A 26,208-nucleotide genomic window follows, 5' to 3' on the forward strand; every position below is an offset into this window, starting at 1 on the left:
CCAAACCCTTGCTGACAAAGACCTTTACCCCATTCGGACAAATTAGCCGCAAACGGCAAAGTCAAGATTTGCCAGTTATTTAAAAATGGAAATTTTCCCATGCGGAGACATAGGAACACTTTTTATTTTGGTCGGAAACATATTATTACTATCTACAGAAATTTATTATAATAATTTCTCCCGTATCAGAAAATCTCCGTAAACAAAAGAACCGTATCCTACATTTCCTATCTACCGGTTTGTTCCTGTTTTAACAAATGTTGCCCCCATAGCAGGTTATTTTCACGTAGTCGGGCAACTGTATTGCTCACCTGCTTAATCGTATAATCAATTTCTTCTTCTGTCGTGTTACGACCCAGACCAAAACGAATGGAGCTATGTGCCAGATCGTCTTCCAGTCCCAGGGCCTTGAGTACATAACTGGGCTCCAGGGAAGCGGAGGTACAGGCCGAACCCGAGGAAAGAGCTATATCTTTATTAAAACCCATCATCATTCCTTCCCCATCTGCATGTTGAAAGGAGAGATTAGTAACCTGTGGCAACCGATACTCCCGGCTGCCATTTACAAATGTTCCGGGTATTTCCAGCAGTCCTTTTTCCAATTTGTCTCTCAACAGTGCAATTCGTTGATTATCAACACTCATTTGTTCTGAGCAGATTTCACAAGCCTTTCCAAAACCTACGATTCCCGGTACATTCAGCGTACCGCTTCGCATTCCCCGCTCATGCCCTCCCCCGTCCAGCTGGGCTGTCAGACTTACCCGGGGGCCTTTGCGGCGAACGTATAAGGCTCCCACCCCCTTCGGACCATATAATTTATGGGCGCTGAAGGCCATCAGGTCGATACCGTCTTGGTTTACATCCACAGGCACCTTGCCAACTGCCTGGGTGGCATCGGTAAAAAATATTACCCCGTGTTTTCGGGCAATCCGGCTTATCTCCACCACCGGCTGAATCACTCCGATCTCGTTATTGGCATACATAATGGCAATAAGGACCGTTTCCGGCCTGATGGAAGCCTCCAATTCCTCCAGGCTGATCAGCCCATCCCGGTTCACTCCCAGCCAGGTGACCTCCCCTCCCTGCTTCTCTATATGTTTACAGGTGTCCACTACTGCCTTATGCTCCGTCAATACGGTAATAACATGATTGCCCTTTGTGGCATACCGCTCAAATACCCCTTTGATCGCCAGGTTATCCCCTTCCGTAGCACCAGACGTAAAAACGATCTCTTTCGATTCGGCTCCCACCAGTCTGGCAATCTGTTCCCTCGCCAACTCAACGGCCTCTTCACCCTGCCAGCCAAAGGAATGGGTCCGGCTGGCAGCATTTCCAAATTTCTCCGTAAAATAGGGGAGCATGGCCTCTACCACCCGGGGATCGCAGGGTGTCGTCGCATTATAGTCAAGGTATATGGGAAGTTTCAACATGTATCGTCCTTTTGAACCACAAATTTACCGGATATTTTGTGCCTGGCGCTCTCGTTTTTAAAGGTGTCGCACCGGCACAAAATATTCATTTGCGTAGCAACAAAGGGGTTGGAGCCCCTTTGTAATCCCCAATTGTAAATGACATTTTTTCGTAAATAAACTCCCGATGAAATAAACACTCTGGGAAAGATGGGGACATCAGGCGACGATATTCTGTACATTCGCAGATAAAAGTCCCTCATGCGTAAGGTCGAACACATCGGCATAGCAGTCAAAGATCTATCGGTTTCCATTCCCTTGTTCGAGAAACTCCTCGACAGTCCCTGTTACAAAACCGAGGAGGTAACCAGCGAGCAGGTAAATACTGCCTTCTTTCAAAAAGGAGAAACGAAGATCGAACTCCTGCAAAGTCTGGATCCCAATGGGGTAATCGCCCGATTCATTGAAAAGAAAGGAGAAGGCATGCATCATATCGCCTTCGATGTCGCCGATATCGATGCGGAAATGATACGTTTGGCTGAAGCAGGATTCACCCTGCTGAATACGAGCCCGAAGCCAGGAGCTGATAATAAACTCATTTGTTTCCTGCATCCCAAAGACACCAATGGCCTGTTGGTCGAATTGTGTATGGAAAGGAAATGATCCCCTACCTAATCACAAAAGCAGCAGAATAATTCTTGGCCGTCTCTACCTCCGTCGCGCGGCAGAAATAGGTACCGGCAGCTAATTTATGGTTGAAGATCAACTGCCCCTTATCCGCATTATTAAAATAATTCCGTTGCACCAGTCTGCCGTCAGCAGCCAGGATGTCTACCTGCCAGATCTTGGCCGTTAAAGGAAATTGCAGATGCAGGTCATCGACAGGCGGATTGGGAAAAATGGAGAATCCGGCACCGGCTAAGTTATTCCCCAGATCGACAATACGCATCGCCGAATAACCCGCAGTTCCATCCACGTCCACGAGTTTCAGCCGGAAATAAAGACGGCCTTTATCTGCAGGACGGACAAGGTAACGATAGGAGTAACCGGCATCCCTGTTCACCGGATCTGCCGGCTGTGTGGCCAGATCCGCAAAACCAGCGCCCGCGCCTGAACTTACCTGGATGATATATTTCCGCCCGGCCTGCTCATTGGCCGTAAGCCAATTGAGGGCGATCGTTTGCTCATTTTCCCGGACAGCCGTGAAGCTGAGAATGTCTGCGGCAAGAGTTCCTCCATAACAATATTGATAGGTCAGGGTGAATGTAGTCACATCTGTAACCGAAGGATTGATCGATACGCTGGTGATATAACTCGTACTTGTCGTATAGGTCAGATCCAGGTTACCCGTCCCTACAAAAGAGTTTAAGAGCCCATCGGCGGTAGTCAGGGGGATATTGACGATAGTTTTATTAGTGAAGGCAGGGGAAGGTCCGACTGTCATAGCATCACCCGGATTCATCGTAACCTGGGCAAAATTTTTATTGGCAGTGATATCCGATATGACATCACCGTCGTTATCCAGGATATCGCTCCCATTCAATTGAAGATTATGTTCAATGATCACCCCTGGCTTAAACGTAGCCTGCGTTGAACCGCTATTGTTAAGCTGTAACGTGGCATTCACCGAGGTCACGGATTTAAGTGTGGCGGATAATAAAAGATAGCCACCGGGCGGGGAATATTGTGGAAAAACGGGGGTATACACATCATTTCCCGTACCTGAAAAAACAGCGGTATAGGTTGTGGACTGAAGAGTACCAGTACAGGATTGGGCTCCGGACCGGAGCGGTAAAATAAGGGAGACGCTGGCCAGCATGCATAGCATGGCCATGGATAATTGGATTTGGGGGGGTCTCATGGGAACGAATTAATTAAAAAATACCATTTATCAACTTATAAATTCTGTCCTTTATTGCATGTGATCCATTAAATCTGTATTAATTCCTGTTAACAATTAGGAACGATGTACTATAGGTTTGACGCTCTTTCCGGTCCGTTGCGCGGATAAAATAGGTCCCCGCAGGAAGTAGGCGTTGAAAATCAATGCTTATCACACCCGCTCCCGCCTGTCTGTTTCCCATTAAGGATAACCGGTATTCTGTCCGTTGTACAAGACTCCCGTTGGAGGCGATAACATCGACCTGCCAATCCGTTCCCGCCCCCCGTCCAAGGAATAGATTGATATGATCAACAGCCGGATTCGGAAATAACGAAAAGCTGATTCCTCCGGAATTACCTTCGGGGACTTCGACCCCTGCCGATACCTCCCTGACGCCGGAAAAGGAAACTACGCCATTAACATCCGTCATTTTTAGCCTGAAATAAAATCTCCCGGGCGGCTCGCCAGTCAGATCATATCCATACGTATACTCCGCCTGCGGACCAATTATCGAATGAAGAGCAGCTACGGACCTGAAATCCTTCCCGTTCCGGCTTATTTCAATCTCATACCGTCTTTGGGGCCGCTCATTTTCTACTGTCCAGGCCAATTGCACTTTAGCTCCATCTATCGTCCTGCGGGTTCCCGCCCCCCAGCCTTCCTGAAGCACTGCCGTAAAGCGACTCAGACTGGTTGCCAGCACCCCCCCACCTTTGCAATAAAGATAGGTAAGTGAAAAATGGACCGTATCTCTGGACGCCGAGCTGAAGTTATAGCTCATATTATTCGTAGTGCGAATATTGGTATAAGTGATGGGGGCATAGGTGAAGTTTACTTTGCCTGCCCCCATAAAGGCTGCGACATTCCCCGTAATACTATCGGTATTTGGCTGATGATCAAGAAAATCAAAAGGGGCCTGCACAAATCCAATACCCGGATTCAAGGGGTATGCACCGATTTTTTGCTCGATGATCTTATCGTAAGGAGCTGTTAGAACAGGGCTGGTGATCTGGTCTTCCCGTCCAACCCAGATAGAATAGGTTGCCGGGCCCGTATCCACGTTTTTAACCGAAAATCCATATTTCAAGGATACGAGGGCTTTCACCGTTGCAGACACTAAAAGACCGGAGTCAGGATTCCAGGATGGGAAACTGATCTGGTAGGTGCCATATCCGATTCCGGTTAACACGGTATCATAAAAGCGGGTGGAAAGATTATTATTACATTGGCAGGAAGAAGTAAAATGCAGTATCATCCCAAGGCAAAAAGCCAGGCTTGTTTTTTTCAAATAGGAATAAATACCGGTTTTCATGGTATAAGGAATATTGGACTTCTGGTATTTAACTCATTTCCTTATTATTTATTATATATTCTCCCGCAGGGAGGGGCGATAAGCCAAATATTAATCTTTCTTTAATTCAAACGCCCCCGGACAAGCCGGGGGCGTTTGAAAAGATCAAAATTCCTGTAGCGATCAAAAATTTCCTGTAGCAGAAGGCCAGGTTTCCACCAGCCAGCTTATTGCTTATTGTTTGCTGATAACTATTTTAGTCGCTTGTTGCGAGCCATCCGAACCATTGACCACGACCACATAATTTCCCGGAGGATAATTGCTTACCGTGAAGGATTGAGTGGTTCCCAAACCATTGGCCACTTTCTTTTCTGCCAATACCTGACCCGCCTGGTTAAGAACGCGGATACTGAAATTGGTGGCAGCAGCTCCTTCATTCCCTCCAAGGGTAACATAAACATAGTCCCTGGCCGGATTCGGGAAAATCCGGATATTATGGACCAGCACACTACGAATGACTTTAATATCGGAGTATTTGTATTGTGCATCCCGGTCAAATAGTTGCAACCGGTATTCGCTCACGCCTGTTGGCGGATTGGCATCCGTAAAGGAGTAATTCACCGGAGTGGAAGATGCTCCTTTGGCAGCCACCTTTCCAATGGTTTCCCAATGAGCGCCGCCATCCGTACTACGCAGGATGCCAAAATAATCAGCATTGCTTTCTGTAAGGGTGGCCCAGGCAAGATCAACTGCCTTTTTTTCATTCATGACCGCCGTGAAATCAACTAAAAGGATCGGTAATATACCATTCCCACCCAGATAGGCAGATCCGAATAATTTTGATCCGTTAGGGGGGACGGCGCCATTATCGATATCGGTACCGGTAAATCCGGAAGGCGCGCTGCCCACCTGTTTGAAATAAGTATTATGGTCTGGAACAGAGGTAATTATTCCGTCATAGGAGGCAGGAGCACCGGTAGCTTCTACATTAATAAAGGCGCTGCTGTTAGCCAGTTGAATCGCATTTCCCGGATTGGAGCCATCCTTTTGCAGGATGATATTAAAGGCGGAGGCCCAGTCCGTACCGCCGGAGGCAGGGCTAATGATCAAAGCAGCCGCGGAAGAAGGATCCGTGCCAATGACGAGGATCGAACTGTTGGATAAGGTGACACTCGTGTTCAGCGTAACGCTTACCCCCGAATTGATGATGATCTGGCAGTTAATACAATGGGAAGGCGGCTCGGAAGTTGTCCAGACATTTGGTCCGGAATTGACGTGCCAGTTGCCGGTTCTGTAGGCTGTATAAGTACCACCGGAATAAGTTTGGGCGAAAGCACCGCTTGAAAGAATGAGGGTTGCTAGCAATAGGGTTGCTAAAGGGTAAACATGTTTCATGATTGCAAAGGTTGATTAATTGAATGTGGTTTATGGTAAACCATAGCAGGTGGATTCAGGACGAATCTTTCGATAGATGATTTGGATCAGGGGTTATATAAGCCTTCCTACCGGTATCAAGGCATAATTGTGATATACCAATACCAAAACAGGTTTGTCAATAAATTTGTTAAGGAATACTGGGTACTACCTTAGTAGAGAAGATTTTTTCGAGGATTGGGGAGATGTCCGGAGTAAAAGTAGAAAAAAAACGATAAATCCTATAGTAAAAGCCCATTAAAAGAAAAATTATTTTCAGGTATTTTCCTCGCCTGTGTCTATCTTATTGAGTCCCAGCTTGTCCAGGCCCAATTGCGCGGCAATCTGGCTGGCATCTTTTTTATTATAGGCCTTTCCCTGGGCTATCAGCTCCCCGTCAACCACCGCCCCCACCGTAAATAACCGCCGTCCGCCCTCCAGCCTTTCGTCCAGGGTCTCGAATTCGAGGTTCTTTCCGTTCTTATTAGCCCATCCATAGAGTTTGTTCTTATGGTTGATCTCCAGGTTTTCCAGGTCATCCATGAACAGATATGGCTGGATCAGCCTTTCTATGACCCATTGGCGGGTTTTTTCAAAACCTTTATCCAGATAAATGGCACCTACGATGGCCTCAAGGGTATTTCCGAAGATCTGGCTCATCTTCAGACTGCTATCGAATTTGTTGAAATTGCTGATTTTTTTCAGCCCCATTTTAGTGGCAATATCGTTGAGCTGGTTGCGATTGACCATTTTGCTCCGCATCTCGGTCAGAAAACCTTCTTCTTTATAAGGATATTTTTTGAAGAGAAAATCCGCAATGACTGCACTGAGAATGGCGTCGCCCAAATATTCCAATCTTTCATTGTTCTCATCGGCACCGTCCTTCACCGAGCGGTGTGTAAGTGCCGTCTTATACAATACGGCTTTGCCCGGGGCAAAGCCCAGTACGTTACGAAGTTGCCTTTTAAACGAAGCCCCGGCGGCATCGCCTTTTATGATTCTTTCCAGGATTCCCACAACTGACAAGCTACAAATTTTTTGGTCCAATAAAAAATAAAAAAGCCGGACGTTTATACCCCGTACTTCTTTACGATGACACAGGCATTGTGGCCGCCAAAGCCGAAAGTATTGCTTAATGCGGCCCTTACTGTCCTTTGTTGTGGTTTAGAGAAGGTAAAATTAAGCCGCGGATCAAGGTCCGGGTCATCGGTCAGGTGGTTAATCGTTGGGGGAACTTTATCGTTGACGACGCTCATCACACAGGCAATAGCTTCCACTACCCCCGCTGCACCCAGGCAATGCCCTGTCATAGACTTCGTCGAACTGATATTCACCGAAAAAGCATGGTCGCCGAAAACATCCATTATCGCTTTCACTTCCGCAACATCTCCTAATGGAGTAGACGTACCATGGGTATTGATATAGTCAATATCGGAGGGCCTCATTCCGGCATCCCGCAGGGCAGCCATCATCACATTCTTCGCGCCCAATCCTTCCGGATGGGGGGCGGTGATATGATGGGCGTCCGCCGTGGCGCCGCAACCGGCGATCTCGCAATAAATATGCGCTCCCCTGGCTTTTGCATGCTCCAACTCCTCCAGGACCATCGCTCCAGCGCCTTCCCCCATGACAAATCCATCCCTGTCCCTGTCATAAGGCCGGCTTGCCGTTTTGGGATCATCATTACGCTCGCTCAGGGCCTTCATGGCATTAAATCCACCAACACCCGCTTCGCTGATGACCGCCTCGGAGCCGCCGCTCAAAATAATATCGGCTATGCCTAACCGAATTAAATTAAAAGCCTCCATGATGGCATTCGTCGATGAAGCACAAGCGCTTACTACCGCAAAATTCGGCCCCCGGAATCCGTGACGCATAGAAATATGGCCGGCAGCAATATCCAGGATCATCTTGGGAATAAAGAAAGGGTTAAAACGTGGGGTTCCGTCTCCTTTGGCAAAGTTGATCACTTCTTCCTGGAAGGTGATCAGACCCCCTATTCCGCTGGCGAATACAACGCCAATCCGGTCAGGGTTCATCGTTTCCTTATCAATGCCCGCGTCCTTTACCGCCTCGTCACTGGCAGCCAGCGCGATCTGTGTAAAACGGTCAATTTTGCGGGCCTCTTTTCGATCCAGGTGTTGAAGAGGGTCGAAGTTCTTTAATTCGCAGGCAAAACGGGTCTTAAACTTAGCCGCGTCAAATAAGGTAATACCATCCGCTCCGGAAATGCCTCCAAGGAGGCCGTTCCAGTAATCGGTTAGATTATTCCCTACCGGAGTCAGGGCTCCAATACCCGTAACAACAACTCTTTTCAATTCCATATATGGCTTGACCTGGAAATTAGTTTAAGGATAAATCCGCCTTTTAAGCAATTATGCTTGAAAAGGCGGATCCTACGAATTTATTGCAACATACCGGATGTTGGAGGTTCCCTGCGACTAACTACTTTGCATGCTCTTCCAGATAGGCGATAGCCTGTCCCACAGTCGTGATCGTTTCAGCCTGTTCGTCCGGAATAGAAATATTAAATTCCTTTTCAAATTCCATGATCAATTCAACGGTGTCCAGAGAGTCGGCACCCAGATCATTGGTGAAAGAAGCCTCATTGGTAACTTCTGCTTCTTCAACGCCTAATTTATCAACGATGATCTTTTTAACCCTTGTAGCGATGTCTGACATTTTTGTAAATTTTAGTTATACGGCTGCAAAAATATAATTTTTGAACTAAACAGAACCAACAAGGCATTTTTAATTTTTAAGAGACCTTGTTTCAATACCCTTTCCGGGTAAGTTTTCTCTCCTTTATGGCGTTGGCAGCGGCTTTTAGTATAAAATCCTAATATGTTGTTTCCGGCTCCGATTCCAGCCCATATCTCCCTTTTTTTGCCGATTTTCAATTTTTGACCTTATTTGAACCCTGGAATTAGTAAATTTAGATATCTTCGGCAACCCCGGCAAGTTTTCCAACACAAAACCTAATAACAGCATGGCACTTAGGATGATAGATCATGGAACAAAGGAGTACCTGCAAATGGTCCATTTACGTAATGAAATATTACGAAAACCGCTCGGATTGTCTTTCGATGCGGCAGAACTGGACCATGAAAAGGAAGATGTACTCATGGGCGCCTTCGAAGATGATAAATTATTGGGATGCTGTTTGCTGACCAGGGTAGACCAGATCACCATAAGGCTCCGGCAGATGGCCGTCCCAAACAATATGCAGGGAAAAGGTATCGGGCGGGCACTTATGATCTTTGCCGAAAATATCGCACGGGATCAGGGCTATAAGAAGCTCATCATGCACGCCCGTAAAACAGCCCTTGGCTTTTATGAGAAGTTAGGCTACAAGGCCTTTGGGGAGGAGTTTCAGGAAGTAACGATCGCCCACTATATCATGGAGAAAGCTTTATAAGCTGCAAACAGGAAGCAGCAAGCTACAAGCTAATTCAGGCTGTTTTCTGGCCTGAAGCCTATTATCGGATCAGCCTCAGATTAAAGGGATAACGGTAAACCTTGTTCTCACTCGCTTTTATCGTTGCCACAATGACCAGAACGGCATTGAGGGCCCAAATAATCGACAGCAGGAGGGCCCCAATCAGCACTATAAGAAGGATGAAGCCCACGATATAAGCTATAATGACCGTTAACTGGAAATTCAGAGATTCCTTTGCATTTTCCGTTACAAATTCAGATTCTCCCTTTCTAACCAGGTAGATTACCAGTGGGCCGAGAATACCAATTCCCGGAACAATGGCGAGAATGTGGGAAAGCACGCCCATAATGCGCTCGTCGCTGGTGGGTGCATAACCGGATTTTTCCTCTATCATAGATTGGCTATTTTAATTGAATATACGAAAAAGACTCTTTTTTTCCAACCTACCAAAGAAGACAGCGCTTACCTCCCCTTTAGGAGGTTGGGGGTTGTGTTTGTGGGGTGAGGCTGGCCGGGGCATGAACAAAATGGCTCATTCGCTGCAGAAATCCAAGCAGGTCCTTCATGGTAGGGATATTTTCAACCGTCAGGAGGAATAATTTTCCGGCCTGTTTTAATTTTGCTTTATTGGTGTGTTTTTGAATATACTCCAGTATCCTTTGGAAGATTTCCGATTCAAAATAAGGGGAATCAGGACGGTTTATAAAATAACACCGCAGGCTATTTTCTTTCAGGATCATTTTTTCAAATCCAAGACGCACGGATAAGGCCCGGACACGAACCGTATCGAAAAGGTCTTCTACCTGAGCGGGCACAGGACCGAAGCGGTCTGCCAATTCCTGGTAGAACTTCTGCAATTCCTCCTCTCCTTCGCAGTTATCGAGACGGGTATATAAGGTTAACCGTTCGGTAATGCTCTCTACATAATAGTCGGGTATAAGGATTTCCAGATCAGTATCGATGGTACAATCCTGCACATAATCTTCCTGTTTGGAGATCTCTTCCTTAAATAAATCCCTGAACTCTGTTCTCTTTAGCTCTTTTATAGCCTCCTCCAGGATCTTCTGGTACATTTCAAATCCTATCTCCGCCATGAACCCGCTCTGTTCCCCACCCAGCATATTCCCGGCACCCCGGATATCCAGATCGCGCATGGCAATCTGAAAGCCGCTTCCCAGGTCGCTATGCTGCTCAAGAGTCTGCAGACGTTTGCGGGAATCCGCAGGAAGGGTAGCCAGTGATGGGGCCAGCAGGTAACAAAACGCCTTTTTATTGCTGCGGCCCGCTCTTCCTCTCAACTGATGAAGATCGCTCAGTCCGAAATGATGGGCGTTATTGACGATGATCGTATTCACATTGGGAATGTCCACTCCGCTCTCTACAATATTCGTACATACCAGGACGTCATATTCCTGATTGATAAAATCCAGAATCCGCTCTTCCAGTTCATGCCCTTCCATCTGACCATGCGCATAGCCGATACTCAGATCCGGGCAAAGGCCCCGGATAATGGCGGCCATTTCGGGAAGGCCCTGTACCCGGTTATAGATAAAAAACACTTGCCCGCCCCGCTCCGTTTCGTAATAAATGGCGTCACGGATAAAATCCTCATTGTAGCCATGCAACTCCGTCTGTATCGGCTGCCGGTTGGGCGGCGGGGTATTGATGATGCTCAGATCCCGGGCTCCCATCAGGCTGAACTGGAGCGTACGGGGGATCGGAGTGGCCGTTAAAGTAAGGCAATCGACATGGGTCCTGAGGGTTTTTATCTTTTCCTTATGCGCTACACCGAATTTCTGTTCCTCATCGATGACCAGCAGACCCAGGTCTTTAAATTTTACGTCCTTCCCCAACAAACCATGCGTACCGATGATGATATCTATTTTGCCTTCTTCCAGCAGTTTGAGCGTTTCTTTTTTCTCTTTCGCAGATTTAAACCTGTTGATATAATCCACCCGAACCGGAAAATCCTTCAGCCTGTCGCTAAAGGTCTTATAATGCTGGAAGGCAAGAATGGTGGTCGGAACCAGGACAGCCGCCTGTTTGCTGTCACAGCAGGTTTTAAAGGCAGATCGGATCGCCACCTCTGTCTTCCCGAACCCTACATCCCCGCAAACCAGCCTGTCCATGGGCGAAGGAGATTGCATGTCCCTTTTCACATCGGCGGTAGCCTTGCCCTGATCCGGCGTGTCCTCGTATATAAAAGAGGCTTCCAGCTCCGTCTGCATATAGTTATCCGGAGAATGAGCAAAGCCCTGCTGCGCTTTTCTTTGGGCATATAACTTAATCAGATCGAAAGCGACTTCCTTAACCTTGGTCTTGGTCTTTTCCTTCAATCTCTGCCAGACATCGCTTCCCAGCTTATTTACTTTCGGCACCGAGCCTTCCTTGCCGGAATACTTGGCGATCTTATGCAGGGAATTGATATTTACATATAAGATATCACTATCCCGGTAGATGATGCGAACGGCTTCCTGAAGCCTCCCGTTGGCTTCGATCTTTTGCAGGCCGCTGTAAACCCCTACTCCATGATCGATATGGGTAACATAGTCCCCCGGCTGTAATTCCCGCAGGGTGCGAAGGGTGATGGCTTTGTTTTTATTATAGGCCTGTTTGACCTTGTATTTGTGGTAGCGCTGAAATAACTGGTGATCCGTATAACAGACGATTTTAAGGTCTTCGTCAATAAACCCTTCATGAATGGAAAGCGCAATCGGGGTAAAGGAAATAGATGCCTTAAGATCTTCAAAAATGGTATGCAGCCTTTCCAGCTGAAGAGGGTTTTCGGCAAAAATAAAGATCTTGAATTTTTTGGCCTCCCAGGACTGCAGATCATTCATCAGCAAATCGAACTTCCGGTTGAAGGCCGGTTGAGAGCGCGTGTGGAATTCGATCGTAACGGAGGGAGAAGCGGCGACGCCACCTCCCGCGCCACCCGGCGTTCGATTGGCGGGGGAAGGCAACTGCATCAGTGAACTTTCAGAAGCCCCGAACTCCACCAGGTGGAATTTTTTTAATTGCTCCTCCACTTCCACGGCTGTTACAAATTCATCCCGGCTCACCTCTTTCCTTTCCATTTTATCTTCGTCATCGACCCCTTTTTCACGGGCAGCCCGGGAACGTGCCCTGCTATCCCCTGCCGCCGTTTCACCAGCAAGGGCCCACTCGTCAGCTCCGTTCTCCAGGAAGGAGCCCAGGTCATGCTCCTGGATCTCAAGTCTTTCCCGGGTAAATAACCAATCCTGCATCCAGATCACGGTATTTTCCGGGATAAAATCAAAGAGAGATATTTTATGCCCACTGTCCAATCGGGCCTCGACATTTGGTATGATATTGACCTGCAACAGTTTGCGCTCACTCAACTGGGTTTCCGGGTCAAAAATGCGAATGGAATCGACATCATTGCCGAATAATTCCACCCGGTAGGGTTTTTCATTTCCGAAGGAATAGATGTCCAGGATCCCACCACGCAAGGCAAACTGACCAGGCTCATATACGAAATCGGTCCTGTCAAAACCTTTTCCTACCAGCTTTTCCATTAGCCCTTCCAGATCCAGGGTATCACCTGCCTTTAAAGAAATTATATTTCCGGTCAGGGACTGGGGCAATACGACCTTTTCAAAAAGGGCTTCCGGATAGGTAATGATGAGCTTCTTATTACTACCTGTGGAATTAGAATTTCCCATGGAGACCGATAGCCGGGTCAGGGCTTCCGTCCGAAGCATCACATGGCTGCTGTTCAGAAGCCTGTAATTTTTCTTATTCTTATAGGAAGATGGGAAATAAAAAAGATCCAGTGCGCCGGTCAGGTTTTCGATCGTGTTCTGCAAATAGGCCGCAGATTCGGCATCTTCACAAACTACGAGGTGGTTTAACTGACTGGTCATCGAATGCTGGAAAAGTGCACTGATGAGAAAGGCCGGGGAACTTCCCTGAAGATTCTTGCAGTAGATCCGCTGGGGGGAAGACAATACAAGTCTGTCCGCCAATTGAAAAAGGCGGGGAGAATGCAAAAAAGACCCTGATAGCACCTCATTATTCATCCAGATGCAAAGGTACGGAAAAGCTGCAAGCTGCAAGGCAGAAAACAGTCTGAATTAGCTTCAAGCTTGTGGTTGCGGCTTGTAGCCTGAAGCTTGTAGCTTCCTGAAGCAACCGTTCTTGCTAAATTGTCGTAAATCCTAATAAACAGCTTTATGGTCGGATTCTACCCTGCATTCCACTTTTGTCATTTTATGAGGTATCACCTCCACCGGCGAGATATTGTTTAGTTCATCCCTGCGGGTGGCATAGAACAAGTCTCCCTTTTTGGTAAAAAGGGAGTATTTCCCGGGGGCCAATAGTATGCTGAATCGTCCCTTTTCGTCCGTATCGGCCTGTTTGACAAGCCGGGTCTGTATGGCAGAATAATAAGAGGATTGTCCGGAGCTGACCACCTGGCTGATATTCGTCAATTCATAAACATAAACAGTTGAGCGTACTGCCCGCAAGGGACTGTTCTTTTTATCGGGAGAAGGCATCCGGTTGCCGGAAACGATATATACGGTCCCTTCGATGCCCTGACGGCCCCCGGCTGCCTCTGCTACGGGAAGGCTGGTTGGGATACAGGCGCCAAAAAGCCAGCCCGCAGAAACGATTAAAAGGCCGCCCTGAATAGCATTTGTGCGCATAGAAATTCGTATTTAACCTGAAAATGGGCAGGGGATGGAGTAAGATAAGATAATTACTCCCTCAACGTCCATAAAACTGTAATTTGAGAACGATTTAAACATTATTTATGATCAAAAGCAGGGTCCTTTCCCTATTTCTTTTTGCTGGGCTGATTATTGAAGGCCAGACCGTTAGCGCTCAAATTCTTACCAACAGACATGTCTTACAGAATGCCAGCAAGGACAGAGCCCTGAAGGAAGCAGACCTTCACCGGATCCTCCTGACCACTGCCAAACAAAAAGGATGGCCTCTTATCCTGCACAACAAAACCGGGCGAATGGCCTACCTGATGGCTGTGGACGCCAAGGGATTCCCCCTGTATACTTCTACCACGGAAAATATCATATCCGCAGCCACGATCGGGACCACCCAATTATGGCCAGGAGGCAACACCGGTCTTAACCTGAACGGAAGCTCCTCTAATATGACCGGCAGGCTGGCAGTATGGGACGAAGGACTTGTCCGCCCAACCCATGTCGAACTGGTGGGCAGGGTAACCCAGCAGGACGGCTCAACCGAGATCAGTGATCACTCCACCCATGTAGCAGGAACCATGATTGCAGCCGGCATTAATCCTGTTGCCAAAGGAATGTCTTTTGGAGCAAAAGATCTTCAATGCTTCGATTTTTTTAGTGATGTTTCTGAAATGATGGCCGCCGCCGGTTCATCCACTAATCCCCTGCTCATTTCCAACCACTCTTACGCCACCATCGCCGGTTGGTATTTTAATAGTGATCAGAACCGATGGGAGTTCTATGGCAATCCCGGAGACACCGTGGATTACAAATTCGGCTATTATGACCAGGAGACGCAGGTCTGGGATTCCATCGCCTATAACGCCCCCGATTACCTGATCGTAAAAGCGGCAGGGAATAACCGGGGTGAGACCGGCCCTGACCAGGGAAAGCCCTATTACCGCTATGACAATTCGGGTACTATGAGCAATGCAGGGAACAGGCCGGCTGGCCTCAGCAGCAATAACGGTTACCAGATCATCGCCACCTATGGCTGCGCCAAAAATATCCTCACCATAGGGGCCGTAGGCCCCATCCCCGGAGGTTATACCAAACCTTCGGATGTGGTCCTGACGGATTTCAGCAGTTGGGGGCCAACCGGCGACGGACGCATAAAACCGGATGTGGTGGCAGATGGATTAAACGTATTATCCAGCGTCGGTTCAGCCGATAACGCCTATGATATTTTCAGCGGCACCTCCATGGCTTCCCCGGCTACTGCAGGATCTGCATTTTTATTGCAGGAGTATTATTCCAAACGGTATCCCGGTAACTTTATGCGGTCCGCGACCCTGAAAGGTTTGCTGATCCATACGGCAGATGAGGCAGGACCTAATCCTGGCCCGGATTATCAATACGGGTGGGGTCTGGTAAATATGCAGAAAGCGGCAGCGGTCATTACTTCCGGCGCTACCGCTGTTGTCAGGGACTCGCTTCACCTGCTGCTGCAGAACAACCTGGTCAATGGCACGCATGACTTCGACAGCCTTTTCGTGGTTGCATCAGGCACCTCTCCCCTTATAGCGACCATTTCGTGGACAGATCCCGCCGCCGTTCCCGCAAACGCTACAGGCTCCAATTTTGCCGATGTTACACCCAAACTGATCAACGACCTGGATATCCGGATCACGGACAGTGTTACGGGAACCGTTTACCTGCCATGGAAACTCAATCCGCAGAATCGCCCCGCTGCCGCGACCACCGGCGATAATATTCTTGATAATGTGGAAAAGATCCAGGTTGACAGCCTTATTCCCGGCAGAACGTATAAGATCAAAGTTACCCATAAAAGGGTTTTGGCAAGAGGGGCACAAGCCTATTCCCTGTTGGTCAGCGGAGTTGGCGGAAAGACCTATTGCGCTTCGGCATCGACAGGCGCCGCAGGAACACGGATCGACAAAGTAATAATCGGCGGTATCAACAATACCAATGCTGCGGGATGTAAAACCTATTCCGATTTCACCGGTCTTCCCGCTGCGATCCTATCCATAGGACAAAACGTACCGGTAAGCATCACCAGCGGCAGTTGTGACGGTTCCAATAATAACCGGATCATTACGGTATATATCGATTTTAACAACAATGGTAATTTTGCCGATGCCGGCGAAATGGTCTACCAGAGCCCAGCAGGTCCATCCGGAACCGCCAGTTCTACTCTACTTATCCCGGCAACCGTTAAGGTTGGCAGCGCTTCCCGTATGCGTATCATAGCACAGGAAACAAGTACACCAGGCCTGGTGAGCCCCTGCGGCATTTACCCTGTCGGAGAAACCCAGGATTACCGGGTGCTGTTTGCCACGGCTTCCAATGATGTCGGCGTGACTGGTCTTCAATACCCAACCATCACTACTTGCGCCAGTGATTCTCAGCTGGTGGCTATCCGGATCAGAAATTTTGGGGCTACTCCCCGTAACAGCGTTCCTGTCACCACCGTTATAAAAAATGGCGGTACCACAGTGGCCACCCTCAGTGCAATCTGTAAGGATTCGATTCCGCCCGGAAATGAAGTGGTTTTTACTTATAATACCAGTTTCCCATCCATAGCGGGAACTACCTATACCTTTATCAGCAGTACTTCCCTTGCAGGGGATCCAAACAATTCCAATGATCAGAATACCACCACACTTACCGTCAGTGCTACAGCCAGTACCCTGTCCGGGACGGCCACGCTCTGCTCGGCCACTTCCACCCAGGCAAATCTGAAAGCGACCACTTCAGGTAATGATCTGGCTTTATGGTATACCAGTGCAACGGCAACCACTCCCGTAGCCGCAGGAAATAACACGACGACCACCGTTATCCCTTCCGACAAGACCTATTATCTTGGGGTCAACGATCTTAATACCAAGGCAGGACCGCCAAATAAATTGTCCTATTCCGATGGTGCCGGTGCGTATTTCCGTATGGGCGGAAATTTTGTTCAGTTGACAACCAGCGTGCCGCTGACCATTGAAAGCGCGAAGATGTATATCGGGCATTCCGGAAGGATTTCCTTTACCCTGGCCACCCTGGTCAGTTATACGCGCAGCGGGTATTCCTATATCCCCTTATATAATAGCACGATCGATGTATATGCCACTAAAACCGTTTCGGATACTAGCCACCAGATAGATGTGGCCGCTGGAGATAATTCGGATACGGGCGCGGTCTATTACCTGAATATTCCTATCCCGACGCCTGGCAATTATATTATTCTTATCGATTGCCAGAATTATGCTTCTGCCTTCCTTAATTCATTTCCAACATCAAGTACATCCACCATCCCTTACCCGATCACCGTGCCGGGAGTAATTTCCATTACCGGAAATGACTTCCGTGACTATCCGAACGCCGATAGCCTGACATTTTATAAGAAGTTCTATTTCCCTTTTTATAATATGGGCATACGTCTGTCGGGCTGTCCCGGGCCAAGGGTACCGGTAACCGTCCATACTCCAACTGCCCCGGTGATTACGCTGAACGGCAATGTACTGACCAGCGATTTCACCAGCGGCAACCAGTGGTACCGGAGCTCAACGCTAATCCCCGGAGCTACCGGCCAGACTGACACAGCCATTTATTCGGGGCTTTATCAAAGCGTTGTTACGGATCCTGCCACCGGTTGTACACTGTATTCCAACCAGATCAATTTCACCTCTACGGGCACGAATGATATCAATGGAACTGCGATAGGGCTCAAGGCAGCCCCTAATCCGAATCCGGGAGTCTTCCAGTTGTCGTTTTATTTAGGAACGCAGGATAACTTAAGTATTTCACTGTTCAATACCCTGGGACAACAGGTATACCTGGCGTCTTATCCGAATTTTGTCGGACAATTCAACCAACAGATCAATGCCGGCAACCTGGCAGCAGGGATGTATGTCCTGAAGATCGCCCATGGTTCGGACAATTATATTAAAAAGATAATCGTAAGACACTAAGCGAACCACAGGTTCGCTGGCCGAAGGCCCATAATAAGACGCGAAGGAAAGCAGGCCCCGGCCTGCTTTCCGTTTTTTTGCGCAGCAAAAAATGCCCGCAACAAACTCCCTTGCATTACACCACCAGCCCAACACACACTCCCGCAACACACCTCCACCCCAACATTACCCTCGCCCTCACCAACCCCGAATTAATCACCACCCCATTACCACGACTCCCCCACTATCCCCCCCATCACTACCAGCTCGCATCATCACCACCTTCGCATCCTCACTAGCCCTAATCACCCCCCTAATCAACCCCAAAAGCCTCATATAAAAAAAATCTCCCAGCAATAAAAAAAATATATATTAGTGTAGAATTGGTTGTCATATTAAAATATTTCGCATGCTTCAACCTTGGCAAACAGGTACGGTTATTCGCATTGAAAATGAAACAGAACAAACCCGGAGATTCTGGATACAGTTACCGGCTATGGAATCCTTTGATTTTCAACCCGGGCAGTTTGTAACCCTGGATCTCCCGATCCACGAAAAACCGGGCAAAAGATGGCGCAGTTATTCCATCGCCTCCTGGCCCGACGGGACCAATGTCCTGGAGCTGGTAATCGTCCTGCTGGAAGACGGTGCCGGAACGAATTATTTGTTTAAGGAAATAAAAGTAGGCAGTGAACTTACACTGAGAGGTCCTCAGGGTATTTTTACCTTGCCTGCGAAAATTGAAAAGGATCTTTTTTTTATTTGTACCGGTACCGGAATTGCTCCTTTCCGGTCAATGGCTCATCATCTTTTAAATCATAATATACCTCACCAGAATATTTATCTCATCTTCGGATGCCGCAAATTCAGCGATGGACTTTATGGGGAAGAATTAAGGGACCTCGAGAAACGTATGCCGGATTTTCATTATATCCCTACCTTCTCACGGGAAATTCCGGACAATAATCTTATCCGTACCGGTTATGTACATGCGGTCTATGAAGAGATCTGCCGAAATGGCAATTCCCTTTCCAGTCCTCCCAACCCAGCTGAGCTTAAACCGGCCTCTTTCTTTTTATGCGGATGGAAAAATATGATAGACGAAGCCAAACAACGCATACAAGCACTTGGGTATGATCGGAAGTCTATACATCAGGAGTTGTACGGCTGACCGCACAGACTCTACTTTGAAGCTTTTTCTTTTGAACTGTCCTTAGGGCTGACTTTCATGGGTATGACGGGAATGGATAACTCCTTTAACCGGCCTTCCATTTTAACATACGCCTTCTGAATCTCAAGGATTTCCGCATGACTGCTCATCATTTCATCTTCCAGCTGCATGATCCTCGAACGGTATTTCGCCAATCGTTTCCTGCCTGCTGTGAAGCCGATTAATGCTGCCACCATCGCAACTGCGAGTAAAATAATAGGATTAATGATTAATTCAAATGTAAACATCTTACATAAATGATTTAAGGTTCTGAAACAACATCAGACAGGTCATTCCTCAGGGTCATGTCCGGCTATGCATCAGGATCTTAGCATCAAACTCTGCGGGTCATTTTAAGGCTTATACCCCTATCCGGGGTTTTGCTGCAGGATCATTATTCGGGTCAATGCGAACCATTAGTTATTAATGGCTTATAAAGAGTATTGAAATAGCTGAAAAAATCAATTATTCCAAAAATCAGAAAATGGTCAAAAGGCCTTTTTCTGGTTCAAATATAACAAGAAAGGTCATTCAAAAATCAATTTTTGATTTAAAGGGCAATAAAAAGGCTATTCTCTTTAAATACAAATACGAATTGCCCGGCTGAGATAAAAAAGCCTGATCCGGCAGGGTCAGATCTGTTTGGCAACCAATTCCGATATTGCGCTCATCGGTATCCGTTCCTGCTGCATACTATCCCGATAACGTATCGTAACTGTCTGATCTTCCTTGGTCTGGTAGTCGATCGTAACGCAAAAGGGGGTTCCGATGGCATCCATACGGCGATAACGTTTGCCAATAGCATCCTTTTCCTCATAAAAACACCGGAAATGTGGTTTGCAGCTCTCCATCAATTCCCGGGCAATCTCCGGCAGCCCGTCCTTTTTGGTCAGGGGCAATACGGCCAGCTTGATCGGGGCAAGCTTGGGCGGAAATTTCAGGACCACCCGGCTATCCTGTTTCTCCGGAGTGCTGAGGTCTTCTTCCCAATATGCTTCTGAGAGCACCATCAGGATCGTTCTGTCCAGACCGATAGATGTCTCGATCACAAATGGGATATAATTCTGGTTGATTTCCGGATCGAAATACTGCATTTTTTTCCTGCTGAACTCCTGGTGGCGGCTCAGATCGTGGTTCGTACGGGAATGGATACCTTCCACCTCCTTGAAGCCGAAAGGAAAGTTATATTCGATATCACAGGCTGCATTAGCATAAAATGCCAGCTTGGCATGATCGTGAAACCTGCTTTTTTCTTTGGGAATACCCAGTTCCTCATGCCATTTCATACGGCTTTGTTTCCAGTACTCATACCATTCCTTTTCGGTGCCGGGCCGTATAAAGAACTGCATTTCCATTTGTTCGAATTCCCTCATCCGGAAGATAAACTGACGGGCAACGATCTCGTTTCGGAAGGCTTTACCAATCTGGGCAATCCCGAAAGGAATTTTCATCCGGCCGGTTTTCTGGACGTTGAGGAAATTAACGAAGATACCCTGAGCGGTCTCCGGGCGAAGATAAATCTCGCTGGCGTCTTCGCTTACACTTCCTAATTGGGTGGAAAACATGAGGTTAAATTCGCGGATCTCCGTCCAGTTGGACGTGCCGCTGACCCCACAGACTATTTTATGATCTCCCAGGAGGGTTTTCAGTCCTGCAAAATCACTGGCAGCCAGCAAACGGTCCATGTCGGCCAATAAAGCCACGGCCTCTGCCGTATGGCCCTCTTTCTCCAGTTCGTCTGCCTTAGCCTCTATAAGGTGGTCGACCCGGTAGCGTTTTTTGCTGTCCTTATTATCGATCATCGGATCACTGAATCCATCCACATGTCCACTGGCCTTCCAGGTGGTCGGATGCATAAAGATGGCCGCATCTATTCCTACGATATTCTCCTGCAGCTGTGTCATGCTCTTCCACCAATGATCCTTGATATTTTTCTTCAATTCACTTCCATATTGGCCGTAATCGTATACTGCGCTAAGTCCATCATAGATCTCGCTGGATGGAAAAATAAACCCGTATTCTTTACAATGCGAAATGATCGCCTGGAATCTGTTCGTGTCGTTTGCCATGGCGCAAATATAGCTACTAGCGGCAAGCCGGACGCCGCCGGACGTCATTTTTTCTTTACTTTACACCCGGATGTAGGCTGCTTGCAGCGACCTCTTTTACCGGAACCATAATTATGAGCATCGAATTCAAAGAACGGAAGATATCTCCCCTGGAACGATTCGGGGTATATTACCTGAACCTGTTCCGGAAGAAGGATCTTACCCATCATGTATTTGACTTTTCGGATGAGCAGTTGACAGGAACGGTAAACCGGATTTCAGCAAAAGGAATGATCCTTTCCGCCCTCGTTGGCCTGATCTGCGTATGGCCAACCGTGTATATCGCCATACTTAAGCAACAGGAGCCCTGGTATTCCCAGTATACCTGGGTCGGGATCGTCACCCTGCTTTCCATCATCGTTGAATTTTACCTCCTTTTCCTGATCGCCCTTAAAGCAGTACATGAAGTAAGCGAACTGATCAATATGCATGCCCATGCAAAGGATTTTCTGCAAAGCGGCCCCTTCAGTATTACTCATATCCTTTCCCGGGCTGCACTGGAACTGCCGGATCCTGAAATGCATATTTTAGGGATAGACCCATTCAAGCGGGTTTCCAAAAAGAATCTTCTTCTCCTTGGCTTATTATATAAATGCAAGATCGTCCTTACCAATTTCGCCGGAAGATGGATCCTGACCCACCTGTTCGGCCCAACGATCGGCGGGATTTCCATCAATTATATCGCCCTGCCCGTAGAATGTTTCTGGAATGCGCTGGTGATCCGCAGGGTAGTGAAAGAAGCCCGCCTGCGTTTGTTCGGTTTCGCGCTCTGTAACCATGTGGCAGACCATATTTTACAGGATCGGGTGTTGAACAGCCTGTCAGAACCCGCCCGGATCGGCTGTCTGCGGGCAATCGGCAATGCAGTAATCCTGGCCCGGAACTACCATCCCAATATGATCGTCCTGCTCCTCAGATTTCAGCACTTACTGCATATGCGTAAGGATCACCGCTACGACGACTGGAGCCTGTTCCTGGAAACTCTTCAGTCCGTGGAGAAAAAGGAACGCTTCTTTTTATTGAACCTATTTACGATTGCACTTGCTTTCGATGGAAGGATCTCAAGAACTGAAGCCGATAATATGAAAGATGCGTATGGCCCGGAGTTCGACTTATACCGTCCGAGGCTGATGCAGTTAACCGGCCACCTGCATACCGGGCGGCTGAATGCTGCTGCGGATCTTTGTAAAACGGACTTTACGGCCGGGTGAAAATCTAAAGATGGTTGGAGGGTTTCCAGGCAGGGTGAGGATTTCACGGAATGTGTTTTTCGTACAGGAAAGAGTCACGTATCCTTCCCTTCATTTCAAAATCGCCGTTCATACGTTTGACCTGTGTAAGCCCAACTTTTTCCAATACTCTTTGAGAGGCAATATTCAACACATCGCAGGTAGCTTCGAAATCCTTCATACCCAGGTCCGTTATGGAAAAATTGATAAGTGCCGTGGCCGCCTCGGTAGCAAAACCCTGATTCCAGTAAGCATGATTCAGGATATACCCAAAATTACCCTTAGCATGATTCACCGGATCGATCCGCATACCACATCCCCCGATTAATCTGTTTTCTTTGCGCAGGATAATAGCCAGTTCAATAATTATCCGGGGATCCAATTGTTGGTTTCTGATGACCACGTCGAGAAATCGTTTGGTCTCCGCTTCCGTATTTGGTCCCCAGGCTTCATATTGCAGCACCATCGGATCCCGGGCGTATTCATGCACGCGTTCCCAGTCGGATTTTTTAAATTCCCTCAGCACCAGTCTCACCGTATCGATCCTTATTGCCATTTTTTATTACTTGTAACTGATTTTTACCGAACAGTTTCCCGTATCAACTTCTCAACGCCCGATATTATTGATATTAAATGTAGGGGGTCACTTCAATTTTTCATTTTCCTGATGTCTTGTGGCATCCCGGATATTTTTTTTCTGAAAGTTTTTTTCCAGGGCGGTCGTGAGATCCACTCCGGTCTGGTTGGCGATACAAAGTAACACCCACAACACATCTGCCAGCTCGTCGGATAATTCCTTTCCTTTGTCCGATTCCTTAAAGGATTGATCCCCATACAGACGGCTCATTAACCTGGCGACCTCCCCTACTTCTTCTGTCAAAATAGCCATATTGGTCAGCTCGCTGAAATAACGCACCCCTGTGGAGTTGATCCAGGTATCAACCAATTGTTGCGCCTGTTTTATCGATATCGCGTGTTCCATGCCGGATTGATTTTTCTGTGCGTAATTTATTTCTGCAGGCTAAGTTACTGACTTTCTGCCCAGGGAATAAAATACCCGGATCTATTTGGCTGAACCTCTTTAGACCCGGGCTATGAAAGGGAATGGGGAAGGGTATACTGAAAGAAAAGGCCCGGAAGAACCGGGCCTTTTTACTCTTTATTTGAACCAACCTTATTTTGAAACCAATCTTATTAAGGCTTATACACCAGTACCGCAAATGTTCCGGGAACTATTTTGCGCGTCCCTTTTTCAAATTCCGGGGCGCTCAGATAGATCTTTCGGGTTTTCTTATCAAAGGCCATAGTCTTGGCACGTGGCTGTGTGACGAGCGTCTGCACCACCTTATATTGGTCGGCCGATTGCTGCCCGATGATCGTCACCGTTCCATCTCCATTGGAAGTAAATACCAATTTGTTATCCGCATCATAGACCACCGCATCTACACCAGCACCAATCGGAAGGGTGGTGATAACCTTGCCGGATACGGCGTCGACTACGCTAAGGCCTTTGTTGGCCCTGCAGCCCGTAAACAAACGCAGATTTCCGGGATCCAGCGCAAGACCGGTGGGTGTGCCGCAGGGAGCAAGCGGATAAGTGGCTTTAACAGAAAGGGTTTTGGTATCGATTACCTTCATGCTGTTCAGGTCTTCGATATTATTATAGATCAAACCCTTTCCATCAGCAACCGCAAATTCCGGCCCTCCGCCCAGGGGGATTGTTTTTATTTCCTCCAAGGTATTTATATCGACTACGGAAGTGTTCTTCCCGTCACCATTAAATACGAATACCTTTTTTGAAAAGGGATCGTAGATAATCCCATCTGCATCCTGGGAGCTAAGAGGAATTGTCTTCAGGATCCTGAAGGAGGTAAGGTCAACTACCACAACCGAACTTCCTTTACCGTCACTGATAAATCCTTTGTTTACTTCGTTCACAATGGCGATACCATGCACCCCTTTCATGCCATCTATAACGGCTATTGGCTTTTCGGTAGCGAGGTCTATCACATGGAAAGCCGTTCCGTGTGACACGAATAAATGATTGTTTACTTCATCGATGGCGATATAATCATAACCCCCATCTCCCGGCAGCGGAATCTTTTTATCGAAGGAATAGGAAACGGATGATTGGGCGCGAAGGTTGGCCACTGAACCTAACAGTAAGAAAGCAGTGCAAAGTAAAAAGAAGGATTTCATTTTTTTATTTGTTTAGCGGTTTTATCATTATTGCGGTAACCTGCCGCAAGCATAGGTAAAATTTACTGGTTATTTGGTGAATATCCTGACAAAATCCTGTAGCAAATCTGAACCTTAGTGTTTATTTCCCCTCATATCAGAGGTATATGCCCCGATATCATTGTTGTACGTGCTATTCCCTGCGCCCAATGCAGGAGAACCCGCATTCAGGTGATAATCATTCGTGGTGGAAGCGCCATTACCTGTGGCGACTTTTCCGTCAAAAGCCTTGAACAGGGGATCTTTATCTCCAATTTTCGTAGAGATCACATCGCTGGTCTGAGGTATGCCTACCCCATCCCCGGGGTAAAATTCAGAACGGATATTTATAACATAATTGTGACCGCCGACCGTATCGGCATAGGTGTCCACCGAAGCATAGAAAAGGTTATTTCCATATTGGATATGGCCCGAAACATTGTCGGCATCGGTGAAGATATCCAGGCCCTGGTAATTATTGACCATGATATTGTTATAAACATTGCCTTTGGCGAATTTACCGACCGATACCCCTCTGCCCGGTTCGGCGGAGCCTCTTCTCCAACCGTTGGAGACGAGCGTATTATTGTATACATTGATATTGGTCTGCGGGAAAAGTACAACGGCGTCGGTCTCCAGCTTCACACCGGTACCTGCCTGACTGTATATCACATTATAAGCAACGTCTCCCGTGCAGCCGGTTTTGAGATTTATTGCTTCCCCATCCGTGCTTCCGGAAGAAACGATCGTATTGCGGAGGATGGTTACATGCGCTCCGTTTTCCAGGCGGATAAGATCATCCTGGCCATTAGAAAACCAGGAATCTTCGATATCCACATTGACCGGCACGACGGAATGGACATAAACAGATTTCCTTGAACTTCCGGATGGATCAGGACCACCGGTATTCTGGATATTCGCCCATTTGATCGTGACCGAAGACACCAGGGTGTCACATTGAAAACCACCCCAGCTACCAGGCTTGCCTGTTGCGGAATTAAAGGAGATCGGCTGTGCAGCTGTGCCAACCAGGTTCAGCACCCCTTGTACAAAGATTTGCGCATCATTGTTTACGATAACCGTAACTCCCTGTTGTGAAGCGAGGGTATCGCCGGGTTTGATCGTAATGTCCCCGGTAATGGTATAGGTATTGCCAGTTGTGAATGTTCCTTTCACGAACCCCGAAATATTTCCGGGAGCAATAGGGTTGGAAGCGGGAATGGTGGGCGCCAGGATCGTAGTACTATCCTTTTTCGAGCAGGAAGCCAGACCAGCCGCCAGGGCCGCTATTACTAAATACGAATGTCTTGTTCTCATTTTGATTATTGTTTTATGGTTTGCTTTATGCTTTTTTTGCTGTCATCCCCGCTTTTTACCTGTCCTCATT

General features: G+C 47.6%; 21 protein-coding genes. 5 read left to right on the forward strand and 16 right to left on the reverse strand.

What is annotated here, in order from left to right; all coding sequences use genetic code 11:
* Window positions 1-227 precede the first annotated feature (227 nt).
* Complete coding sequence (locus ACX0G9_RS22335) at window positions 228-1,430, reverse strand: IscS subfamily cysteine desulfurase (protein ID WP_459067182.1); 1,203 nt, start codon at window positions 1,428-1,430, stop codon at window positions 228-230.
* A 240-nt stretch (window positions 1,431-1,670) separates the two neighbouring features.
* Here ACX0G9_RS22335 and mce point away from each other — a divergent pair, with 240 nt between their 5' ends.
* Window positions 1,671-2,072: a methylmalonyl-CoA epimerase gene (mce, locus tag ACX0G9_RS22340; RefSeq protein WP_459067183.1), complete on the forward strand. Its 402-nt coding sequence runs from the start codon at window positions 1,671-1,673 to the stop codon at window positions 2,070-2,072.
* A 4-nt stretch (window positions 2,073-2,076) separates the two neighbouring features.
* On the opposite strand, the gene ACX0G9_RS22345 is transcribed toward mce, so the two are convergent.
* From ACX0G9_RS22345 to ACX0G9_RS22370, 6 genes are all read right to left on the reverse strand, one after another.
* Window positions 2,077-3,270: a T9SS type A sorting domain-containing protein gene (locus ACX0G9_RS22345; RefSeq protein ID WP_459067184.1), complete on the reverse strand. Its 1,194-nt coding sequence runs from the start codon at window positions 3,268-3,270 to the stop codon at window positions 2,077-2,079.
* 79 nt (window positions 3,271-3,349) lie between these two features.
* On the reverse strand, window positions 3,350-4,603 hold the full coding sequence (locus ACX0G9_RS22350) for a hypothetical protein (protein WP_459067185.1): 1,254 nt from the start codon (window positions 4,601-4,603) through the stop codon (window positions 3,350-3,352).
* 213 nt (window positions 4,604-4,816) lie between these two features.
* The gene (locus ACX0G9_RS22355) at window positions 4,817-5,977 is read right to left on the reverse strand and encodes a T9SS type A sorting domain-containing protein (RefSeq protein ID WP_459067186.1); all 1,161 of its coding nucleotides are present in this window, start codon (window positions 5,975-5,977) and stop codon (window positions 4,817-4,819) included.
* A 294-nt stretch (window positions 5,978-6,271) separates the two neighbouring features.
* On the reverse strand, window positions 6,272-7,012 hold the full coding sequence (gene rnc / locus ACX0G9_RS22360; RefSeq protein WP_459067212.1) for a ribonuclease III: 741 nt from the start codon (window positions 7,010-7,012) through the stop codon (window positions 6,272-6,274).
* Window positions 7,013-7,065: 53 nt separating this feature from the next.
* The gene (fabF, locus tag ACX0G9_RS22365; RefSeq protein WP_459067187.1) at window positions 7,066-8,319 is read right to left on the reverse strand and encodes a beta-ketoacyl-ACP synthase II; all 1,254 of its coding nucleotides are present in this window, start codon (window positions 8,317-8,319) and stop codon (window positions 7,066-7,068) included.
* A gap of 121 nt (window positions 8,320-8,440) precedes the next feature.
* A complete protein-coding gene (locus ACX0G9_RS22370; RefSeq protein WP_038103191.1) occupies window positions 8,441-8,677 on the reverse strand; it encodes an acyl carrier protein in 237 nt (78 codons plus the stop codon).
* Window positions 8,678-8,984: 307 nt separating this feature from the next.
* Between ACX0G9_RS22370 and ACX0G9_RS22375 the strand changes: the two genes are divergently transcribed.
* A complete protein-coding gene (locus ACX0G9_RS22375) occupies window positions 8,985-9,413 on the forward strand; it encodes a GNAT family N-acetyltransferase (RefSeq protein ID WP_459067188.1) in 429 nt (142 codons plus the stop codon).
* Between the two features lie 61 nt (window positions 9,414-9,474).
* Here the strand turns inward: ACX0G9_RS22375 and ACX0G9_RS22380 are convergent, their stop codons facing one another.
* The 3 genes from ACX0G9_RS22380 to ACX0G9_RS22390 all read right to left on the reverse strand — a co-directional run bounded on the left by ACX0G9_RS22380 (window position 9,475) and on the right by ACX0G9_RS22390 (window position 14,104).
* A complete protein-coding gene (locus ACX0G9_RS22380) occupies window positions 9,475-9,828 on the reverse strand; it encodes a DUF4870 domain-containing protein (RefSeq protein WP_459067189.1) in 354 nt (117 codons plus the stop codon).
* Window positions 9,829-9,907: 79 nt separating this feature from the next.
* Window positions 9,908-13,477 (reverse strand): transcription-repair coupling factor, encoded by a 3,570-nt coding sequence (gene mfd, locus ACX0G9_RS22385; protein WP_459067190.1) that lies wholly within the window; start codon window positions 13,475-13,477, stop codon window positions 9,908-9,910.
* A 138-nt stretch (window positions 13,478-13,615) separates the two neighbouring features.
* On the reverse strand, window positions 13,616-14,104 hold the full coding sequence (locus tag ACX0G9_RS22390; protein WP_459067191.1) for a hypothetical protein: 489 nt from the start codon (window positions 14,102-14,104) through the stop codon (window positions 13,616-13,618).
* Between the two features lie 107 nt (window positions 14,105-14,211).
* Between ACX0G9_RS22390 and ACX0G9_RS22395 the strand changes: the two genes are divergently transcribed.
* Together ACX0G9_RS22395 and ACX0G9_RS22400 are read left to right on the forward strand one after the other, a co-directional pair.
* Window positions 14,212-18,078: a S8 family serine peptidase gene (locus tag ACX0G9_RS22395; protein ID WP_459067192.1), complete on the forward strand. Its 3,867-nt coding sequence runs from the start codon at window positions 14,212-14,214 to the stop codon at window positions 18,076-18,078.
* Window positions 18,079-18,466: 388 nt separating this feature from the next.
* Window positions 18,467-19,228: a ferredoxin--NADP reductase gene (locus tag ACX0G9_RS22400; RefSeq protein WP_459067193.1), complete on the forward strand. Its 762-nt coding sequence runs from the start codon at window positions 18,467-18,469 to the stop codon at window positions 19,226-19,228.
* Between the two features lie 11 nt (window positions 19,229-19,239).
* Here the strand turns inward: ACX0G9_RS22400 and ACX0G9_RS22405 are convergent, their stop codons facing one another.
* Both ACX0G9_RS22405 and ACX0G9_RS22410 read right to left on the reverse strand, forming a co-directional pair.
* The gene (locus ACX0G9_RS22405) at window positions 19,240-19,515 is read right to left on the reverse strand and encodes a hypothetical protein (protein ID WP_459067194.1); all 276 of its coding nucleotides are present in this window, start codon (window positions 19,513-19,515) and stop codon (window positions 19,240-19,242) included.
* Window positions 19,516-19,899: 384 nt separating this feature from the next.
* A complete protein-coding gene (locus ACX0G9_RS22410) occupies window positions 19,900-21,336 on the reverse strand; it encodes a glycine--tRNA ligase (protein WP_459067195.1) in 1,437 nt (478 codons plus the stop codon).
* Between the two features lie 113 nt (window positions 21,337-21,449).
* On the opposite strand from ACX0G9_RS22410, the gene ACX0G9_RS22415 reads away from it, so the two are divergent.
* Window positions 21,450-22,586, forward strand: a complete 1,137-nt coding sequence (locus ACX0G9_RS22415; protein ID WP_459067196.1) for an LBF_2804 family protein — start codon at window positions 21,450-21,452, stop codon at window positions 22,584-22,586.
* Window positions 22,587-22,629: 43 nt separating this feature from the next.
* Here ACX0G9_RS22415 and ACX0G9_RS22420 read toward each other — a convergent pair whose 3' ends face one another.
* The 4 genes from ACX0G9_RS22420 to ACX0G9_RS22435 form a co-directional block, all read right to left on the reverse strand.
* Entirely contained in the window at window positions 22,630-23,160 is a 531-nt protein-coding gene (locus tag ACX0G9_RS22420) for a GNAT family N-acetyltransferase (RefSeq protein ID WP_459067197.1), read from the reverse strand.
* Between the two features lie 87 nt (window positions 23,161-23,247).
* Window positions 23,248-23,586, reverse strand: a complete 339-nt coding sequence (locus ACX0G9_RS22425) for a nucleotide pyrophosphohydrolase (protein ID WP_459067198.1) — start codon at window positions 23,584-23,586, stop codon at window positions 23,248-23,250.
* Window positions 23,587-23,798: 212 nt separating this feature from the next.
* Window positions 23,799-24,803 carry a YncE family protein gene (locus ACX0G9_RS22430; protein ID WP_459067199.1) on the reverse strand — a complete coding sequence of 335 codons (1,005 nt, stop codon included), beginning with the start codon at window positions 24,801-24,803 and terminating at the stop codon, window positions 23,799-23,801.
* A 114-nt stretch (window positions 24,804-24,917) separates the two neighbouring features.
* Window positions 24,918-26,138 carry a right-handed parallel beta-helix repeat-containing protein gene (locus ACX0G9_RS22435; RefSeq protein ID WP_459067200.1) on the reverse strand — a complete coding sequence of 407 codons (1,221 nt, stop codon included), beginning with the start codon at window positions 26,136-26,138 and terminating at the stop codon, window positions 24,918-24,920.
* Between the last annotated feature and the right edge of the window lie 70 nt (window positions 26,139-26,208).

The organism is Flavitalea flava (assembly GCF_054461575.1).

Bases quoted from the DNA above. Each gene is read 5' to 3' on its own strand.
- ACX0G9_RS22335 (WP_459067182.1), bottom strand. From the start codon at position 1,430: ATGTTGAAACTTCCCATATACCTTGACTATAATGCGACGACACCCTGC.
- mce (WP_459067183.1), top strand. From the start codon at position 1,671: ATGCGTAAGGTCGAACACATCGGCATAGCAGTCAAAGATCTATCGGTT.
- ACX0G9_RS22345 (WP_459067184.1), bottom strand. From the start codon at position 3,270: ATGAGACCCCCCCAAATCCAATTATCCATGGCCATGCTATGCATGCTG.
- ACX0G9_RS22350 (WP_459067185.1), bottom strand. From the start codon at position 4,603: ATGAAAACCGGTATTTATTCCTATTTGAAAAAAACAAGCCTGGCTTTT.
- ACX0G9_RS22355 (WP_459067186.1), bottom strand. From the start codon at position 5,977: ATGAAACATGTTTACCCTTTAGCAACCCTATTGCTAGCAACCCTCATT.
- fabF (WP_459067187.1), bottom strand. From the start codon at position 8,319: ATGGAATTGAAAAGAGTTGTTGTTACGGGTATTGGAGCCCTGACTCCG.
- ACX0G9_RS22370 (WP_038103191.1), bottom strand. From the start codon at position 8,677: ATGTCAGACATCGCTACAAGGGTTAAAAAGATCATCGTTGATAAATTA.
- ACX0G9_RS22375 (WP_459067188.1), top strand. From the start codon at position 8,985: ATGGCACTTAGGATGATAGATCATGGAACAAAGGAGTACCTGCAAATG.
- ACX0G9_RS22380 (WP_459067189.1), bottom strand. From the start codon at position 9,828: ATGATAGAGGAAAAATCCGGTTATGCACCCACCAGCGACGAGCGCATT.
- mfd (WP_459067190.1), bottom strand. From the start codon at position 13,477: ATGAATAATGAGGTGCTATCAGGGTCTTTTTTGCATTCTCCCCGCCTT.
- ACX0G9_RS22390 (WP_459067191.1), bottom strand. From the start codon at position 14,104: ATGCGCACAAATGCTATTCAGGGCGGCCTTTTAATCGTTTCTGCGGGC.
- ACX0G9_RS22395 (WP_459067192.1), top strand. From the start codon at position 14,212: ATGATCAAAAGCAGGGTCCTTTCCCTATTTCTTTTTGCTGGGCTGATT.
- ACX0G9_RS22400 (WP_459067193.1), top strand. From the start codon at position 18,467: ATGCTTCAACCTTGGCAAACAGGTACGGTTATTCGCATTGAAAATGAA.
- ACX0G9_RS22405 (WP_459067194.1), bottom strand. From the start codon at position 19,515: ATGTTTACATTTGAATTAATCATTAATCCTATTATTTTACTCGCAGTT.
- ACX0G9_RS22410 (WP_459067195.1), bottom strand. From the start codon at position 21,336: ATGGCAAACGACACGAACAGATTCCAGGCGATCATTTCGCATTGTAAA.
- ACX0G9_RS22415 (WP_459067196.1), top strand. From the start codon at position 21,450: ATGAGCATCGAATTCAAAGAACGGAAGATATCTCCCCTGGAACGATTC.
- ACX0G9_RS22420 (WP_459067197.1), bottom strand. From the start codon at position 23,160: ATGGCAATAAGGATCGATACGGTGAGACTGGTGCTGAGGGAATTTAAA.
- ACX0G9_RS22425 (WP_459067198.1), bottom strand. From the start codon at position 23,586: ATGGAACACGCGATATCGATAAAACAGGCGCAACAATTGGTTGATACC.
- ACX0G9_RS22430 (WP_459067199.1), bottom strand. From the start codon at position 24,803: ATGAAATCCTTCTTTTTACTTTGCACTGCTTTCTTACTGTTAGGTTCA.
- ACX0G9_RS22435 (WP_459067200.1), bottom strand. From the start codon at position 26,138: ATGAGAACAAGACATTCGTATTTAGTAATAGCGGCCCTGGCGGCTGGT.